The sequence below is a fragment of the Streptomyces violens genome (genome assembly GCF_000717745.1).
Taxonomy (GTDB): domain Bacteria; phylum Actinomycetota; class Actinomycetes; order Streptomycetales; family Streptomycetaceae; genus Streptomyces; species Streptomyces violens.
On record NZ_JOBH01000017.1, the window covers coordinates 98,356 to 114,316 of the forward strand.

A 15,961-nucleotide genomic window follows, 5' to 3' on the forward strand; every position below is an offset into this window, starting at 1 on the left:
GCTCCGTACCCCCTCGACCCTTTTCGACCCCTCTGAGGAGCCCTCGCACATGACCGTCCACCACGCCGTACGAGAACCGCTCGTACGAGAGCCGCTCGTACGTGAACCGGCCGTACGGGAGCAGGTCGTACGGGAGCAGGCCGCCGCCGCTCCGGCCGTTCCGGTGCTGCCGGTCGTTCCGGCCGTCCGAGAACTGGGGGCCGCGCGATGAGGGTTCTGCTCGTCGGTGCCAATGGGTACCTCGGCCGGCACGTCGCCGACCGGCTGCTCGCCGACCCCGCCGTCCAGCTCACCGCGCTCGGCCGCGGCGACGACGCCGACGTCCGCTTCGACCTGGCCTCGGGCAGCCCCGGTGCGCTGACCCGGTTCCTGGACGCGGTGCACCCAGGTGTCGTGATCAACTGCGCGGGCGCGACCCGTGGCGGCGCCCGCGATCTGACCCGGCACAACACCGTCGCGGTCGCCACGATCTGCGAGTCGCTGCGCCGCAGCGGCTGCGGCGCCCGCCTGGTGCACCTCGGCTGCGCTTCCGAGTACGGGCCCTCGCAGCCCGGCTCGTCCACCGCCGAGGACGCCGTGCCGCGCCCCGGAGGCCCGTACGGCGTCAGCAAGCTCGCCGCGACCGAGCTGGTGCTGGGCTCCGGCCTGGACGCGGTGGTCCTGCGGGTCTTCTCGCCGGTCGGTCCGGGCACGCCCGCCGGGTCCCCGCTGGGCCGGCTCGCCGAGGCGATGCGCCGCGCCCTCCAGTCCGGCGAGGGTGAGCTGAAGCTCGGCGGGCTCGGCGTGCAGCGCGACTTCGTGGACGTACGAGACGTGGCGCGCGCCGTGCACGCCGCTTCGCTGTCCGCCGCACAAGGGGTGGTGAACATCGGCACCGGCAGAGCCGTACGACTGCGTGAGGCCGCCGCCGTGCTCGCCAGAGTCGCCGGGTTCGGCGGCGCGCTGCACGAGCTGGACGCGCCGCCCGGGTACGCGCCGGGCGGCCACGCGCCCGGCCGGGTCGCGATCCCGGGACCGGCCGGCGAGCACCCCGGAGGAGGGCTGCCCGCGTACCCGTACCCGGACGGCTGCGGCAGCTGGCAGCAGGCCGACGTCCGTACCGCCCGCGACCGGCTCGGCTGGCGCCCGCGCATCGGGCTGGAGGAGTCGCTCGCGGACATCTGGATGGAGGCCGCGTGTCGCATCTGACCGCTCCGTAGGGCGGCGACGCCGTCATTCTGGACCGCCGTCCCACAGAGCGGGCTCCGGGGACGCCCGGGAGGCCCTGCCCGGCTACTGGGACGAATCCGTCTCGCACATCGGACCGGGTGTCTCGGAATGAAGAAGGGCGTGGCAGTGTTACGGGGAGAACCAACGTAATGAATTACCGACCAACGGAGTCCCCGTGTCGCTGCCACCCCTGGTCGAGCCCGCTTCGGAGCTCACCGTCGATGAGGTCCGCAGGTACTCCCGCCACCTGATCATCCCGGATGTCGGGATGGACGGGCAGAAGCGGCTGAAGAACGCCAAGGTGCTGTGTGTCGGCGCCGGTGGCCTGGGCTCGCCCGCGCTGATGTACCTGGCCGCGGCGGGCGTGGGCACGCTCGGCATCGTGGAGTTCGACGAGGTCGACGAGTCGAACCTGCAGCGCCAGATCATCCACAGCCAGGCGGACATCGGCCGCTCGAAGGCGGAGTCCGCGAAGGACACCGTCCTCGGCATCAACCCGTACACCACGGTCAACCTGCACAAAGAGCGCCTCGACTCCTCCAACGTCATGGAGCTCTTCGCCGAGTACGACCTGATCGTCGACGGTACGGACAACTTCGCCACCCGTTACCTGGTCAACGACGCCTGCGTGCTGCTGAACAAGCCGTACGTGTGGGGTTCGATCTACCGCTTCGACGGCCAGGCGTCGGTGTTCTGGTCCGAGCACGGCCCCTGCTACCGCTGCCTGTACCCGGAGCCCCCGCCGCCCGGCATGGTGCCCTCCTGCGCCGAGGGCGGCGTCCTCGGTGTGCTGTGCGCCTCGATCGGCTCCATCCAGGTCAACGAGGCCATCAAGCTGCTCGCCGGCATCGGTGACCCGCTGGTCGGCCGTCTGATGATCTACGACGCGCTGGAGATGACGTACCGCCAGGTCAAGGTCCGCAAGGACCCGAACTGCGCGGTCTGCGGCCCCAACGCGACCGTCACCGAGCTCATCGACTACGAAGCCTTCTGCGGCGTCGTGTCGGACGAGGCCCAGGAGGCGGCGCTCGGCGCGACGATCACTCCGAAGCAGCTCAAGGAGATGATCGACGGCGACGAGAAGATCGAGATCATCGACGTCCGCGAGCCGAACGAGTACGAGATCGTCTCGATCCCCGGCGCCAAGCTGATCCCGAAGAACGAGTTCCTGATGGGCAACGCCCTCCAGGACCTGCCGCAGGACAAGAAGATCGTCCTGCACTGCAAGACGGGCGTCCGCTCCGCCGAGGTCCTCGCGGTCCTGAAGTCCGCGGGCTTCTCGGACGCGGTGCACGTCGGCGGCGGCGTCATCGGCTGGGTCAACCAGATCGAGCCGGAGAAGCCGGTCTACTGACGGTACTGACGGCCTCCTGGCCGTCCGCGCCGCACACAGCGCTTGCAGGAAGGCCCGTCCGCGATGCGGACGGGCCTTCCGCATGTCGGACGCCCTGCGTGTGGCCCGGTGCAAAACCGGTACCGCCGCCGGACGGCGCCGCCGTACCGTTGCCGTATGGACTTCTTTCCGCCGCCCCGGCCGAGGGACGAAGAGCCCGGCGACGAGCCGGAGTTCGCGCGGGTGCCCTGGGAGGGCGCGCCCGAGGACGTCATCGGCGGCGTCGTGCCCCTGGAGCGGGTGCTGGCCCGCAATGACCATCTGGCGATAGTGGCGACCCAGGCCGTGGCCTACGAGGACGGCGTGGAGATCCGGCTGCGGATGCGCGCCCGGCGCCGTCCCGGCATGAGCCGCGAGGACTGGGCGCGGGTCTCCCGCGGCGTGTGGGGCTACGACGACGACCCGTGGCAGCTGGCGGCGGCGGAGGCGGCGGCCGCGGAGGGCCGGCATCCGGACGGGCTGCTGCGCTTCGGTGTGCGCTTCGCGGACGGCTGCGTGGTCACCACCGTCGACGAGCGCGAGGACGAGGACGAGTGGCCCGGACCGCGCCCGGAGCTGCCGGTGCTGACCCTGAACGAGGAGGGCGGCGGCAGCTCCGGCGAGAACATCGACAGCGAGTACGCGCTCTGGCTCTGGCCACTGCCACCGCCGCAGCTCTTCGAACTGGCGGTGGAATGGCCGCTGCTGAATGTGGGGCTCACCTTCACGCCGCTGGACGGCGCGGAGATCGCGGCGGCCGCGGCCCGGGCGCGGCCCTTCTGGGACGACTGAGTACTACGAGGCGCGCGGCGCGCGGCGTACGGAGGAGGCGCGGGCCGCGTCACCTCCGTACGCCGCGTCTTACAGCGCCCCCTTGCGCGTCAGGAACGTGAACGACAGCCAGCCCGGCAGGACCGGCAGCCAGAACGTCATCAGCCGGAACAGCAGCACCGCCGACAGGGCCGTGTCACTGCCCAGCCCCGCCGCGGTCAGCAGACCGGTCAGGGCCAGCTCGACGGCGCCGACACCGCCCGGCGTGGGGGCCGCGGAGCCCAGCGCGTTGCCCGCGAGGAAGACGACGGCGATGCTCGCGTACGAGATCTGGTCGCCGCCCCCGAAGGCGCGGATCGAGGCGTCGAGGCACATCACGTTCGCCGCGGTCAGCAGCAGCATCCCGCCGATGCCGGCGACCAGCTTCTTCGGCCGCTGCAGCACGTCCAGCATGCGCGGCACGACGCCGGCGAACAGCGACCGCACCCGTGTGACGACGAACTTGCGCAGCGCCGGGATCGCCGTGACCACCAGGGCCAGCACCGCCGCCGTCAGCAGCCCCGCGATGACCGTGCGGGAGGGCGAGAGCGAGGGCGTGCGCTCGGTGCCGGTCAGATAGCCGAAGGTCAGCAGCAACAGGATGTGGCTGCCGAGGCCGAACAGCTGGGACGCGCCGACGCTCGCCACCGCGAGGCCGGGCCGGATGCCGGCCCGCTGCAGGAAGCGGGCGTTGAGCGCCACGCCGCCGACCGCGGCCGGCGCGACCAGCTTCACGAAGTTGCCCGCGATCTGCGCGATCACGGTCCGCACGAAGGCGACCTTCTCGGGCACGAAGCCCAGCAGGCTGAGCGCCGCCGCAATGTAGGTCAGCGCGGAGAAGAACATCGCGGCCGCCACCCAGCCCCAGTTCGCCTCCCCGATCACCTGGTCGAACTTCACGTGCGTGAGCTGCGAGAGCAGGAAGTACGCGGCGAACGCGCCCGCGATCCAGCTCACCAGCGTGCGCGGGCTGATCCGCTCCAGCTTGGCCGGTTCGACCGGCGCGGTCGGGCGGATCAGCAGCACCTGGCGGCGGATCTGGGTGAGCAGGTCCTCCTCGCGGGCCTCCTCCATCGCCTCTTCCAGCGCCCGCTTCTCGGCGTTCTTCTCGGCGCGCAGCGTCTTGCGGTCGGTGCGGCCCTCCGCGGCCTTGGCCGTCTTGGCGGCCCTGGAGGCCGCCAGCACGGCCTCGCGCTCCCGCTTGGCCCGTTCCCTCGCCAGGTGGCGCAGGGTCGCCCTGGTGGTCCGGCTGAGCGCGATCGGCTGGAGCAGCGGCAGGCTGTCCGCCACCGCGTCCGGGCCGAGCACCTCGACCGCCGCCTGCACGCTGCGCTCGGCGCCGACGCGCAGGCCGAGCGTGGTCAGCAGCTGGGCGACGTCCATCCGCAGCACCACGTCGCCGGAGGCGATCTCCCCGCCGCGCAGATCCGTGAGGACGACCGTGCCGGAACGATCCACCAGGAGCGCTTCACCGACCAGTCGCCGATGCGCGATGCGCCGCGACTGCAGCGCGTCGACCTGCTGCCAGGCGTTGTGCATCAGCTCGTCGGTGATCTCGTCGTCCGCGAGCGCGTCCAGGGTGCGGCCCGCGACGTGCTCGTACACGAGCATCACGGCGTCCGGGCCCAGCTCGGAGGTGGCGATCAGCTTGGGCGCGTTGGCGCCGGCGGCGATCGCCGCGTATGCCAGGAGCGCCTCCTGCTCCAGCGCCTGGCGCAGCGACTGCAGGCTGCGGCGCTGGTTGATGCCGCGCAGCGACAGTCGCCGCCACACGCGGTAGAAGAAGCCCTGCGCCTGCTGCTCGCGGTCCACGACGGTGACGTCGATGGGCGGGCCGTCCTCCAGGGTGACGATGTACCGGCGGCCGCGGTCGGAGTGCTCCGGGTACGCGGTGTCCTCCGCGCGGAGCGCGCTGACCGGGTGGAAGCCGACCCGGCGCAGGCCCGCGAGGAGGTTCTGGCCGGTGGGCCGGACGTTCGGGGAGCCGACCGCGTACAGCGTGCCGAAGGCGACCGTGTAGCCGATCAGCACGGTCGTGACGATGGCGAACGGCGTGGTGTACCGGCCGACCAACACCGCGAAGGCGTCCAGGAGCAGCACGCACCACATGGCCACGCGCCAGCGCGGCCTACGGGACATGCCGACGGCCGTCATGTAGGCGATGACCGGCGCCAGATAGCTGTGCACGGGGGCGGTGATCGCCCCGTTGGCGAGCGGCTGGGTGAGCGCGTCCCGGATCGACTGCGGAGCGGCCTCGGCCACCCAGAGGTCCGTCGCGAGCGACACCCCGTGGGCGAGCACGGCCGCGAGCACGCCGTCCGCGATCCGCAGCCCGTCCCGTTTGATCAGCCGTTCGATCGCGAAGGCGACCGGAACGATCAGTACGGCGATGCTCGCGGTCAGCCCGGCGAAGGTGATCAGGAACTGGGGCGCCTGTCCCGCGCCCTTGCCGATGTCGTTCTCCAGGCCCTGCGTGGTGCCGTGCGCGAACGTCGCCAGCGCCAGGACCAGCCCGATCCCCACCACACCGAGCAGGAAACGCATCAGGTCGAAGGGGCGGTGCACACGTGCGGGCAGCAGCGGCTCGTCGCCGGAGACGTGGTCCACGTGGAACTCGCTGCCGACGCCTTCGGCGGGGCGGTCGGCGCGGTCCGTACGGGGCGCCTTCATGAGGCGCGGCCGGTCGGCGCCGGGTCTGTCGGCGTCCTGCCCCGGGGCGTCGTCGCGCGACGCACCCGGTGGCGGACGCTCGTCCTCAGGGGCGCGGCCGGCGGTTGCGCCCGCCCCTTCGGGTGCGTCGGTCCGCCCGGCCTGCTCGGTGGTACGTGCCATGTCGGTGGTGGAAGCCCTTCCCCGTTGTAGCGGCTGTCCCGGTTCTTTCTCCGGCTGGTCCGGCTGCTCCGGCTTCCTCGTGGTCGTGCCGTCGGTGTCCGTGGAGCGGTGGTCGTCGGTGGTGCGGTGATCGGCAGTGCTGCGGTCGGATCCGGCCGACGCCTCAGAGGCGCCCGCCTCCTCCGGAGGCGCCGCGCCCTGAGCCTGTTCGGCCTTCTCTTCTTGATCTCGTATCACCAGTCACCGCCCGGAAGATGGTGGCACGGCCCCGGTGCGGAGGGGGGCATCAGGGTGCATTTCGGGGGCGCGGGATGCGCAGCGTACGCCGCGGCAGCCCTGCGCGCACGCGTCGCCACCGCCGTGGCGGGGAACGCGGGGCGCTGTCGGTGGCATGCGGCAGGATGGGACGAATGAGTGGTACTGAAGAGCGCGGGAGTGACGCCCCTGACGGCGAGCTCCCGGAGTACGCGGACCTCGTCCTCGGGGTGGCCGAGCGGATTCCGCCGGGCCGCGTGATGACGTACGGAGACGTCGCCGAGTACTTGGGCGAGGGCGGCCCGCGGCAGGTGGGCCGGGTGATGTCGCTGTACGGCGGCGCCGTGCCGTGGTGGCGCGTGGTGCGCGCGGACGGCGTGTTCCTGCCCGGCAAGGAGCGGCACGCGCTGCAGCAGTACCGCGCCGAGGGCACGCCGCTGCGCGAGGCACGACGTACGGAGGGCGCCCGCGGGGACCGGGCGATGCCGCGCGTGGACATGCGGCGGGCGCGCTGGGACGGCCGGGAGGGGCCGGAACGGGCCACGGACGACTGAGGGGACAGACGGCTTCCGGTACGTCGTTCTGAGACGCGCTGCGGCTCGTGCGCAGCCTGGCGTAGCGTCGGGCGCAGCCCTCACGGCGGACATCAACACCCGAACCATCCCGCACTCCCACACCACACGCATCGACAGCCTTACCTCGTCACACCAGCATCACCGCAGACGGAACGTCCGGCATCATCCACCGGCTCCCCGTCTCCACCGCATCCGCACACCAGGCCCCCAGTACCACCGCAACCGCACCTCAGACCCCGGCACAGGCGATCCACGTGAGTTCCTCCCCCTCGGCGATTCCGCAGGCCCGGCCGCATCCGCAGCCGGCGCGGCGGGATGCCCCCGGCGCGTACCGCCTGGTGCGCACCCGGCCGGACGCGGTGCGCCTTCCTGCCTTGGACGCACGTCAGCGCGGTGTGGTTGACCACGAGGACGGCCCGCTGCTCGTGCTCGCCGGTCCCGGTACGGGCAAGACCACGACGCTCGTCGAGGCGGTCACCCGGCGGGTGCGGCAGGGCACCGACCCCGAGCGGATCCTCGTCCTCACCTTCAGCCGCAAGGCCGCCGTGCAGCTGCGCGACCGGATGGCGGCACGGCTGAGCCATGAGACGGGGCCTGACGAGGGGGAGGCGGCGCGTGGTGCTGACGGGGCGCCGGTGCGCGAGCCCGTGCGACGGGCGGGCAGCCCACAGGCCACCACCTTCCACTCCTTCTGTTACGCGCTGGTCCGCGCCCACCAGGACGCCGACCTCTTCGCCGACCCGCTGCGCCTGTTGTCCGGTCCCGAGCAGGACCTCGTGGTCCGCGAGCTGCTGGCCGGCCAGGCCGAGCTGGCCCGTGAGCACCGCGCGCCGGTCGGCTGGCCGGACGAGCTGCGGGCGTGCCTGACCACCCGCGGCTTCGCCGATGAGGTGCGGGCCGTGCTCGCGCGCAGCAGGGAGCTGGGGCTCGGCCCGGACGCGCTGGGCGACTTCGCGCGCCGCACGGGACGGCCCGACTGGGGCGCCGCCGCCGGCTTCCTCGCCGAGTACCTCGACGTCCTGGACGCCCAGGGGGTGCTGGACTACGCCGAGCTGGTGCACCGTGCGGTGCTGCTCGCCGAGCGCCCCGAGGTGGCGGCCGAGCTGGCGCGCCGCTACGACGCGGTGTTCGTCGACGAGTACCAGGACACCGACGCCGCACAGGTCCGGCTGCTACACGCGCTGGCGGGGAACCGCGGGCCCGCGGTCACCGGGGCGGGCGGCGGCCGCACCCTGGTCGCCTTCGGCGACCCGGACCAGTCGATCTACGCCTTCCGTGGCGCCGACGTCAACGGCATCCTCGACTTCCCGGAGACCTTCCGGCGCGCGGACGGCGCGCCGGCGCCCGTACAGGTGCTGCGCACCGCCCGGCGCTCCGGGGCCGCGCTGGTCGCGGCCACCCGGGTGCTCACCCGCCGGATGCCGCTCAACCGGCTGCCCGCCCGTCAGGTCCGGGAGCACCGCGAGCCGACCCCCGTACGGGACGGCGGGCGGGTCGAGGCGTACACGTACCCCACGGCAGGCGCCGAGCTGGACAACATCGCCGACATCCTGCGCCGGGCGCACCTGGAGGACGGCGTCCCGTGGCAGGACATGGCCGTCCTCGTACGTGCCGGCGGCCGTTCGATCCCGTCCGTACGCCGTGCGCTCACCTCCGCCGGCGTCCCCCTCGACATCGACGGCGACGACCTCCCGCTGCGCCACGAGCCCGCGGTCGCGCCGCTGCTGCTGGCCCTGCGGGTGGCGGCGACGGACGCACCGGGGGTGGACGGGGAAGCGGTACCGGACGGGGACGAGGCACTGGACGGGGAGCTGCGCGAGGAGCTGGACGGGAAGCCGGCCGGCGGGCCGGAGGGGCCCGAGGAGCCGCTGGAGGCGCCGGAGAGCGGCGAGGAGCCGTCGGCGGAGCCGGCGGACGGCGAGGAGGCCGCCGGGGAGCTTGACGGGGCCGTGGAGGCGCTGGAGGGAGAGCCGGACGGAGCCGTCGCGGCGGCCGCGGAGGCCACGCGCATCGCGCCCGAGGTGGCCATGGAGCTGCTCACGTCCCCGCTCGGTGGGATGGACGCCGCCGACCTGCGGCGGCTCGGGCGCGCGCTCCGGGAGGAGGAGCGGGCCGCCGGGCGGAGCGTGCCGCGCCCCTCGGACGTGCTCATCGCCGAGGCGCTGGACGAGCCGGAGCGCCTCGTGGCGCACGACCCGGCGTACGCGCGAGGCGCCCAGCGGCTCGGCCTGCTGCTGCGCAAGGCGCGCGAGCTGCTCGCCGGGGGCGGCACCGCCGAGCAGGCGCTGTGGGAGCTGTGGGACGGCACACCGTGGCCGGGACGGCTGGAGCGGACTGCCCGGCGCGGCGGCGCGGCGGGCCGCAACGCCGACCGCGACCTGGACGCCGTCGTCGCGCTCTTCGAGACCGCGGCCCGCGCCGAGGAACGCACCGGCGGCCGCGGCGCCCTGAACTTCCTGGAGGAGCTGGACAACCAGGACATCGCGGCGGACACGCTGACCCGCCGCACGGTACGGCCCGACGCGGTCCGCCTGATGACGGCGCACCGTGCGAAGGGCCTGGAGTGGCGCCTCGTGGTGGTCGCCGGCGTACAGGAAGGGCTCTGGCCCGACCTGCGCCGCCGCGGCTCCCTCCTGGAGGCCGACCGGATCGGCCGGGACGGCCTCGCCGAACCGCTCACCCCGGGCGCGCTGCTCGCCGAGGAACGCCGGCTGTTCTACGTGGCGGCGACCCGCGCCCGCGAGCGCCTGGTCGTCACCGCCGTGAAGGCCGCGGCCGACGACGGTGACCAGCCCTCCCGCTTCCTCACCGAGCTCGGCGTCGACCCGGTGGACGTCACCGGACGCCCGCGCCGCCCGCTCTCGGTGGCGGCACTCGTCGCCGAGCTGCGCGCCACCGTCGTCGACCCCGCGGCCTCCGAAGCGCTGCGCACGGCCGCCACCGAGCGGCTCGCCAGGCTGGCCGCGCTCCGGGACGACGAGGGCCGCCCCCTGGTGCCCGCCGCGCACCCGTATCGCTGGTGGGGCCTGTACGAGCCGACGCACAGCTCCGTACCGCTGCGCGACCGCGACACCCCTGTGGCGCTCTCGGGCAGCGCGCTCGACCAGCTCGCGAACGCCTGCGCGCTCCAGTGGTTCCTGGGCCGGGAGGTCAGGGCGGACGCGCCCGCGACCGCCGCGCAGGGCTTCGGCAACGTGGTCCACGTCCTGGCCGACGAGGTCGCCTCCGGGCGCACGCCCGCCGACCTCGCCGTCCTGATGGAGCGGCTGGACTCCGTATGGGACGCGCTCGCCTTCGATGCGCCGTGGAAGTCGCGCCAGGAGAAGGACAGCGCGCGCGCCGCCCTGGAGCGCTTCCTGCGCTGGCACGTGATGGAGCGCGAGACGCTCGGCCGCACCACGGTCGCCACCGAGCACGGCTTCGACGTCACGCTGCAGGCCGGGGAGGCGGGGGAGTACGCGGTCCGCATCCGCGGCAGCATGGACCGTGTCGAGGCCGACGCGGACGGCCGTGCGTACGTCGTGGACTTCAAGACGGGCAAGAGCAAGCCGACAGGGCCCGAGGTGGCCCGGCACCCGCAGCTCGCCGTGTACCAGCTCGCGGTGCGCGAGGGCGCGGTCGACGAGGCCTTCGAGGGACGCACCCCGGAAGCCGGCGGCGCCGAGCTCGTACACCTGCGCCAGGGCGCGCCCAAGAAGGACGGCGGCGACGCGCTCCCCGTGGTGCAGGCCCAGCAGCCGCTGGACGGCGACTGGGTGGGCGACCTGCTGGCCACCGCCGCCGGGCGGGTCCTGGAGGAGCGCTTCGTCCCCTCGACCGGCAAGCACTGCGCCCACTGCGCGTTCAAGAGCTCCTGCTCGGCCCGGCCCGAGGGACAGCACGTCGTCGAGTGACGGTCCACCCCACTGACCGGCTCTTTTGCTCCGTTGTCAGTGCCGCCCGTTACCGTCTCGGACGTGTCCGCACGCATCACCGACCCCGAGCAGCTCAAAGAGCTGCTGGGCATCCCGTTCACCCCGGAGCAGACGGCCTGCATCACGGCGCCGCCCGCCCCGCAGGTCATCGTGGCCGGCGCCGGTTCCGGCAAGACGACGGTCATGGCTGCCCGGGTGGTGTGGCTGGTGGGCACGGGGCAGGTCGCCCCCGAGCAGGTCCTCGGCCTGACGTTCACGAACAAGGCGGCGGGCGAGCTGGCCGAGCGCGTCCGCACGGCTCTGCTCGCGGCCGGCGTGACCGACCCCGATCCGCTGCCGGCCGGCCGTGGCGGCGCCGACGACGCCCCCGGAGAGCCGCGCATCTCCACGTACCACGCCTTCGCCGGGCAGCTCCTGAAGGACCACGGCCTGCGCATCGGTGTCGAGCCCAGCGCCCGGCTGCTCGCCGACGCCACCCGCTTCCAGCTCGCCGCCCGAGTGCTGCGCGCGGCGCCGGGTCCGTATCCCGCGCTCACCACGTCGCTGCCCACCCTCGTCGAGGACCTCCTCGCCCTCGACGGCGAGCTCGCCGAGCACCTCGTCACCCCTGAGGAGCTGCGCGCGCACGACACCCGGCTGCTGGCCGAGCTGGGCGCCGCCAAGCTCAGCAACGCCGAGCTGCGCCAGGTCCCCGAGGCGGTGCGCGGCCGCCTGGAGCTGCTCGAACTGGTCGGCGCGTACCGCAGCGAGAAGCGCCGCCGCGACCTCCTGGACTTCGGCGACCAGATCGCCCTCTCCGCCACGCTGGCCACCACGCGCCCCGAGGTGGGCCGCCTGCTGCGCGAGGAGTTCGCCGTCGTCCTCCTGGACGAGTACCAGGACACCTCGGTCGCCCAGCGCCTGCTGCTCTCCGGGCTCTTCGGCGGGGGCACCGGCCACGCCGTCACCGCCGTCGGCGACCCCTGCCAGGCCATCTACGGCTGGCGCGGCGCCTCCGTGGCCAACCTCGACGACTTCCCCCGGCACTTCCCGTTCGCCGACGGCAGCCCCGCGAGCCGCTTCGCGCTCAGCGAGAACCGCCGCAGCGGCGGCCGCCTCCTGGACCTCGCCAACGGCCTCGCAGCGCCGTTGCGCGAGCGCCACGAAGGCGTCGAGGCGCTGCGCCCGGCACCCGGCGCGGAGCGCGACGGCATCGTGCGCTGCGCCCTGCTGCCCACCCACGCCGACGAGATGCGCTGGCTCGCCGACTCCCTCGCGCACCTCGTCCGTACGGGCACACCGCCCGGCGAGATCGCCGTCCTGTGCCGCACGGCCGGCGATTTCGCCCGCATCCAGGGCGAGCTGGTCGCCCGCGACATCCCGGTGGAGGTCGTCGGCCTCTCCGGGCTGCTGCACCTCCCCGAGGTCGCCGATCTGGTCGCGGTCTGCGAGGTGTTGCAGGACCCCACGGCCAACGCCGCCCTGGTCCGCCTCCTCGTCGGGCCGCGCTGGCGCATCGGCCCCCGGGATCTCGCCCTGCTCGGCCGCCTCGCCCGTACGCTCGTGCACCGCGACGGGCCCTCCGACGACCCCGAGCGGCGCCTCGCCGAGGCCGTCGAGGGCACCGACCCTGCCGAGGTGATCTCCCTCGCCGACGCGCTGGACACGTTCCTCGGGACGGACGGCGCCGCTCCCGAGGGCGACGGGCCGGGAGCCGGGCTGCCCTTCTCGGCCGACGCCAGGGTCCGCTTCGCCCACCTCGCCGCCGAACTGCGGGACCTGCGCCGCTCCCTCGGCGACCCCCTGATGGACGTTCTGCACCGCGTCCTGGCCACCACGGGGCTCGACGTCGAGCTGTCCGCCTCCCCGCACGCCCTGGCCGCCCGCCGCCGGGAGACCCTGGGCTCCTTCCTGGACATCGCCGCCGGCTTCGCGGCCCTGGACGGCGAGGCCACGCTGCTCGCCTTCCTGGGCTTCCTCCGTACGGCCGTGCAGCACGAAAAGGGCCTCGACAGCTCTCTCCCGGGCGGCGAGAACACTGTCAAGGTCCTGACCGCGCACAAGTCCAAGGGCCTGGAGTGGGACGTGGTCGCGGTCCCCGGGCTGGTCGACAAGCAGTTCCCCAGCAGCCGGGCCCGCGAGTCCTGGACCAGCCAGGCCAAGGTGCTGCCGCACGGCCTGCGGGGCGACGCCGACACCCTCCCCGATGTGCAGCAGTGGGACAGCCGCGGCATGAAGGCGTTCAAGGAGGCGATGAAGGACCACCAGTCCACCGAGGAGCTGCGCCTCGGGTACGTCACGTTCACCCGCCCGCGCTCCCTGCTGCTCGGCTCCGGCCACTGGTGGGGCCCCGACCAGAAGAAGCCGCGCGGCCCGTCCGCCTTCCTGGAGGCGCTGCGCGCGCACTGCGAGGCGGGCCACGGCGAGGTCGAGGAGTGGGCCGAGCCTCCCGAGGAGGACGCGGAGAACCCGGCCCTCGTGGCGGCGGCCGACGACGGCACAGGGGAGTGGCCGCTCCCGCTGGACCCGGAGGCGATGACCCGGCGCCGAGGGGCGGCGGAAGCGGTACTGGAGCACCTGCGGCACCTCGAAGCGGCCGCGGACGCCCCCGCCGACGGTGCCTCTGAAGAGATCGGGGCCGAGATCCCCGTGCCCGCGCCCGACCCCGCACACCCGGGCTCTCCCGAGCACTCCGGTGGGGCTGCGGTCGTCCCCACCGTCCCCGCGGCCCGGGACGGCGACGCGGCCGACGCCGCGGTCACGCTCGTCCCCGAGGAGCGGCGGACGATCGCTTCCTGGGACCGGGACCTCGACGCGCTGGCGGGCGAGCTGCGCAGGTCCAGGGCGCGCGTCCAGGACGTGCCGCTGCCGGCCTCGCTCAGCGCCTCGCAGATGATGCGGCTGGCCGCCGACCCGGACGGCTTCGCGCGGGAGCTGGCCCGCCCGATGCCGCGCCCCCCGCAGCCCGCCGCGCGCCGCGGCACCCGCTTCCACGCCTGGGTCGAGTCCCGCTTCGAGGAGCTGACGCTGCCCATGCTCGGCCCCGAGGAGCTGCCCGGCGCGGCCGACGACGAGCCGGACGGGGACGGCATCGCCGACGAGCGGGACCTCGCCGTACTGAAGGAGGCGTTCGCGCGCACTCCGTATGCGCAGCGCACGCCGTACCGTGTGGAGGCACCGGTCCAGCTCACCCTCGCGGGCCGGCTCATCCGCGGCCGCATCGACGCGGTGTACCGCCTGGACCCCGATCCGGAGGCACCGGACGGCCACCCCGGCCCCACCTACGAGATCGTCGACTGGAAGACCGGCCGCGGCCAGGACGCCGATCCGCTCCAGCTGGCCCTGTACCGCCTCGGATGGGCCGAGCAGCGCGGCGTCCCGCTGTCCGCCGTGCGCGCCGCCTTCGTGTACGTACGCAGCGGCGAGGTCGTCCGCCCCGCCCGGCTCCCCGGCCGCCGCGAGCTGGAGCGCATCCTGCTTGGCGAGGACCCGGAGGGCGCAGCGGAGCCGTACGGCGGCGACCGGGCGTACCCGGCCGGTCACGGGGGTGAGACCGGCGACCGTGCGTCCCAGGCGGGCCGATAGGCTCAGGGGTATGAGCAGCACCCCGGACAGCGCTGTCCGCACGTACATCAGCAGCCGACGTGACGCCTTCCTCGACGACCTCGGCGCCTGGCTGCGCATCCCCTCCGTGTCGGCCGACCCCGGCCACGCCCCCGATGTACGCCGCAGCGCCGAATGGCTCGCAGCGAAGCTCACCGAGACCGGCTTCCCGACCGCCGAGGTCTGGGAGACCGAGGGCCTGCCCGCGGTGTTCGCCGAGTGGCCGTCCGGCGACCCCGAGGCGCCGACCGTGCTGGTCTACGGCCACCATGATGTGCAGCCCGCCGCCCTTGAGGACGGCTGGCACACGGAGCCCTTCGAGCCGCACACCGCCGACGGCAAGCTGTACGCGCGCGGCGCCGCCGACGACAAGGGCCAGGTGTTCTTCCACACCCTCGGAGTGCGCGCGCACCTAGAAGCGACCGGCCGCACCGCTCCCGCCGTCAACCTCAAGCTGCTCATCGAGGGCGAGGAGGAGTCCGGCTCGCCGAACTTCCCCGCGCTGATCACGAAGCACGCGCACCGCCTCGCGTGCGACGCGGTGATCGTCTCCGACACCGGCATGTGGGCGAAGGACACCCCGACGGTGTGCACGGGCATGCGCGGCCTCACCGACTGCCAGATCGACCTGTACGGCCCCGACCAGGACATCCATTCCGGCTCCTTCGGCGGCGCCGTGCCGAACCCGGCCACCGAGGCGGCCCGGCTGGCCGCGGCGCTGCACGACGAGAACCGCAGGGTCGCGATCCCCGGCTTCTACGACGGCGTGATCGAGCTCACGGAGCGCGAGCGGGAGCTCTTCGCCGAGCTGCCCTTCGACGAGGACGCGTGGCTGCGTACGGCGCACTCCCACGCGGCCCTCGGCGAGGCGGGCTACTCGGTACTGGAGCGCATCTGGGCCCGCCCCACCGCCGAGGTCAACGGCATCGGCGGCGGCTACCAGGGCCCCGGCGGCAAGACCATCGTGCCGTCCAGTGCGCAGCTGAAGCTCTCCTTCCGGCTGGTCGCCGGCCAGGACGCGGACGCCGTCCAGAAGGCCGTGCGCACCTGGGTAGCCGAGCGGCTGCCCGCCGGCATCCGGCACGACATCACCTTCTGGGGCGCCACCCGGCCCTGTCTGACCCCACTGGACCACCCCGCCCTGCAGTCGGTCGCCCGCGCGATGGGCCGCGCCTTCGGGCAGCAGATCCGCTTCACCCGGGAGGGCGGCTCCGGACCCGCCGCCGACCTCCAGGACGCGCTCGGCGCCCCCGTGCTCTTCCTCGGCATCTCCGTCCCGTCCGACGGCTGGCACGCGCCCAACGAGAAGGTCGAGCTGGATCTGCTCATGAAGGGCGTCGAGACCACGGCGTACCTGTGGGGCGACCTGGCGGAGAACTGGCGGCCGGCGTGACCCGCCCACCGCGGCCCCT

General features: G+C 73.9%; 9 protein-coding genes. 8 read left to right on the top strand and 1 reads right to left on the bottom strand.

Annotation, left to right across the window (positions count from 1 at the left end):
* The first annotated feature begins 49 nt into the window (after positions 1-49).
* From IF04_RS38900 to IF04_RS36790, 4 genes are all read left to right on the top strand, one after another.
* A complete protein-coding gene (locus IF04_RS38900) occupies positions 50-211 on the top strand; it encodes a hypothetical protein (protein WP_157847722.1) in 162 nt (53 codons plus the stop codon).
* Positions 208-1,188 (top strand): NAD-dependent epimerase/dehydratase family protein, encoded by a 981-nt coding sequence (locus tag IF04_RS0128690; protein WP_030264161.1) that lies wholly within the window; start codon positions 208-210, stop codon positions 1,186-1,188. The genes IF04_RS38900 and IF04_RS0128690 overlap by 4 nt, the downstream gene beginning before the upstream one ends.
* 196 nt (positions 1,189-1,384) lie before the next feature.
* Positions 1,385-2,563 carry an adenylyltransferase/sulfurtransferase MoeZ gene (moeZ, locus tag IF04_RS0128695; protein ID WP_030264162.1) on the top strand — a complete coding sequence of 393 codons (1,179 nt, stop codon included), beginning with the start codon at positions 1,385-1,387 and terminating at the stop codon, positions 2,561-2,563.
* A gap of 156 nt (positions 2,564-2,719) precedes the next feature.
* Positions 2,720-3,373, top strand: a complete 654-nt coding sequence (locus tag IF04_RS36790) for a hypothetical protein (protein WP_051831642.1) — start codon at positions 2,720-2,722, stop codon at positions 3,371-3,373.
* A 69-nt stretch (positions 3,374-3,442) separates the two neighbouring features.
* Here the strand turns inward: IF04_RS36790 and IF04_RS0128705 are convergent, their stop codons facing one another.
* Complete coding sequence (locus IF04_RS0128705) at positions 3,443-6,460, bottom strand: lysylphosphatidylglycerol synthase domain-containing protein (protein WP_030264167.1); 3,018 nt, start codon at positions 6,458-6,460, stop codon at positions 3,443-3,445.
* A 173-nt stretch (positions 6,461-6,633) separates the two neighbouring features.
* On the opposite strand from IF04_RS0128705, the gene IF04_RS0128710 reads away from it, so the two are divergent.
* The 4 genes from IF04_RS0128710 (at position 6,634) to IF04_RS0128725 (ending at position 15,942) form a co-directional block, all read left to right on the top strand.
* Complete coding sequence (locus IF04_RS0128710) at positions 6,634-7,032, top strand: MGMT family protein (RefSeq protein WP_030264169.1); 399 nt, start codon at positions 6,634-6,636, stop codon at positions 7,030-7,032.
* A 275-nt stretch (positions 7,033-7,307) separates the two neighbouring features.
* Positions 7,308-10,946, top strand: a complete 3,639-nt coding sequence (locus IF04_RS0128715) for an ATP-dependent helicase (RefSeq protein ID WP_078600915.1) — start codon at positions 7,308-7,310, stop codon at positions 10,944-10,946.
* Between the two features lie 63 nt (positions 10,947-11,009).
* On the top strand, positions 11,010-14,531 hold the full coding sequence (locus IF04_RS0128720) for an ATP-dependent helicase (RefSeq protein WP_063829540.1): 3,522 nt from the start codon (positions 11,010-11,012) through the stop codon (positions 14,529-14,531).
* A gap of 10 nt (positions 14,532-14,541) precedes the next feature.
* Positions 14,542-15,942: a dipeptidase gene (locus IF04_RS0128725; protein ID WP_030264179.1), complete on the top strand. Its 1,401-nt coding sequence runs from the start codon at positions 14,542-14,544 to the stop codon at positions 15,940-15,942.
* Positions 15,943-15,961: the final 19 nt, after the last annotated feature.

Coding starts and splice junctions, on each gene's coding strand:
- IF04_RS38900 (WP_157847722.1), top strand. CDS start 50: ATGACCGTCCACCACGCCGTACGAGAACCGCTCGTACGAGAGCCGCTC.
- IF04_RS0128690 (WP_030264161.1), top strand. CDS start 208: ATGAGGGTTCTGCTCGTCGGTGCCAATGGGTACCTCGGCCGGCACGTC.
- IF04_RS36790 (WP_051831642.1), top strand. CDS start 2,720: ATGGACTTCTTTCCGCCGCCCCGGCCGAGGGACGAAGAGCCCGGCGAC.
- IF04_RS0128710 (WP_030264169.1), top strand. CDS start 6,634: ATGAGTGGTACTGAAGAGCGCGGGAGTGACGCCCCTGACGGCGAGCTC.
- IF04_RS0128725 (WP_030264179.1), top strand. CDS start 14,542: ATGAGCAGCACCCCGGACAGCGCTGTCCGCACGTACATCAGCAGCCGA.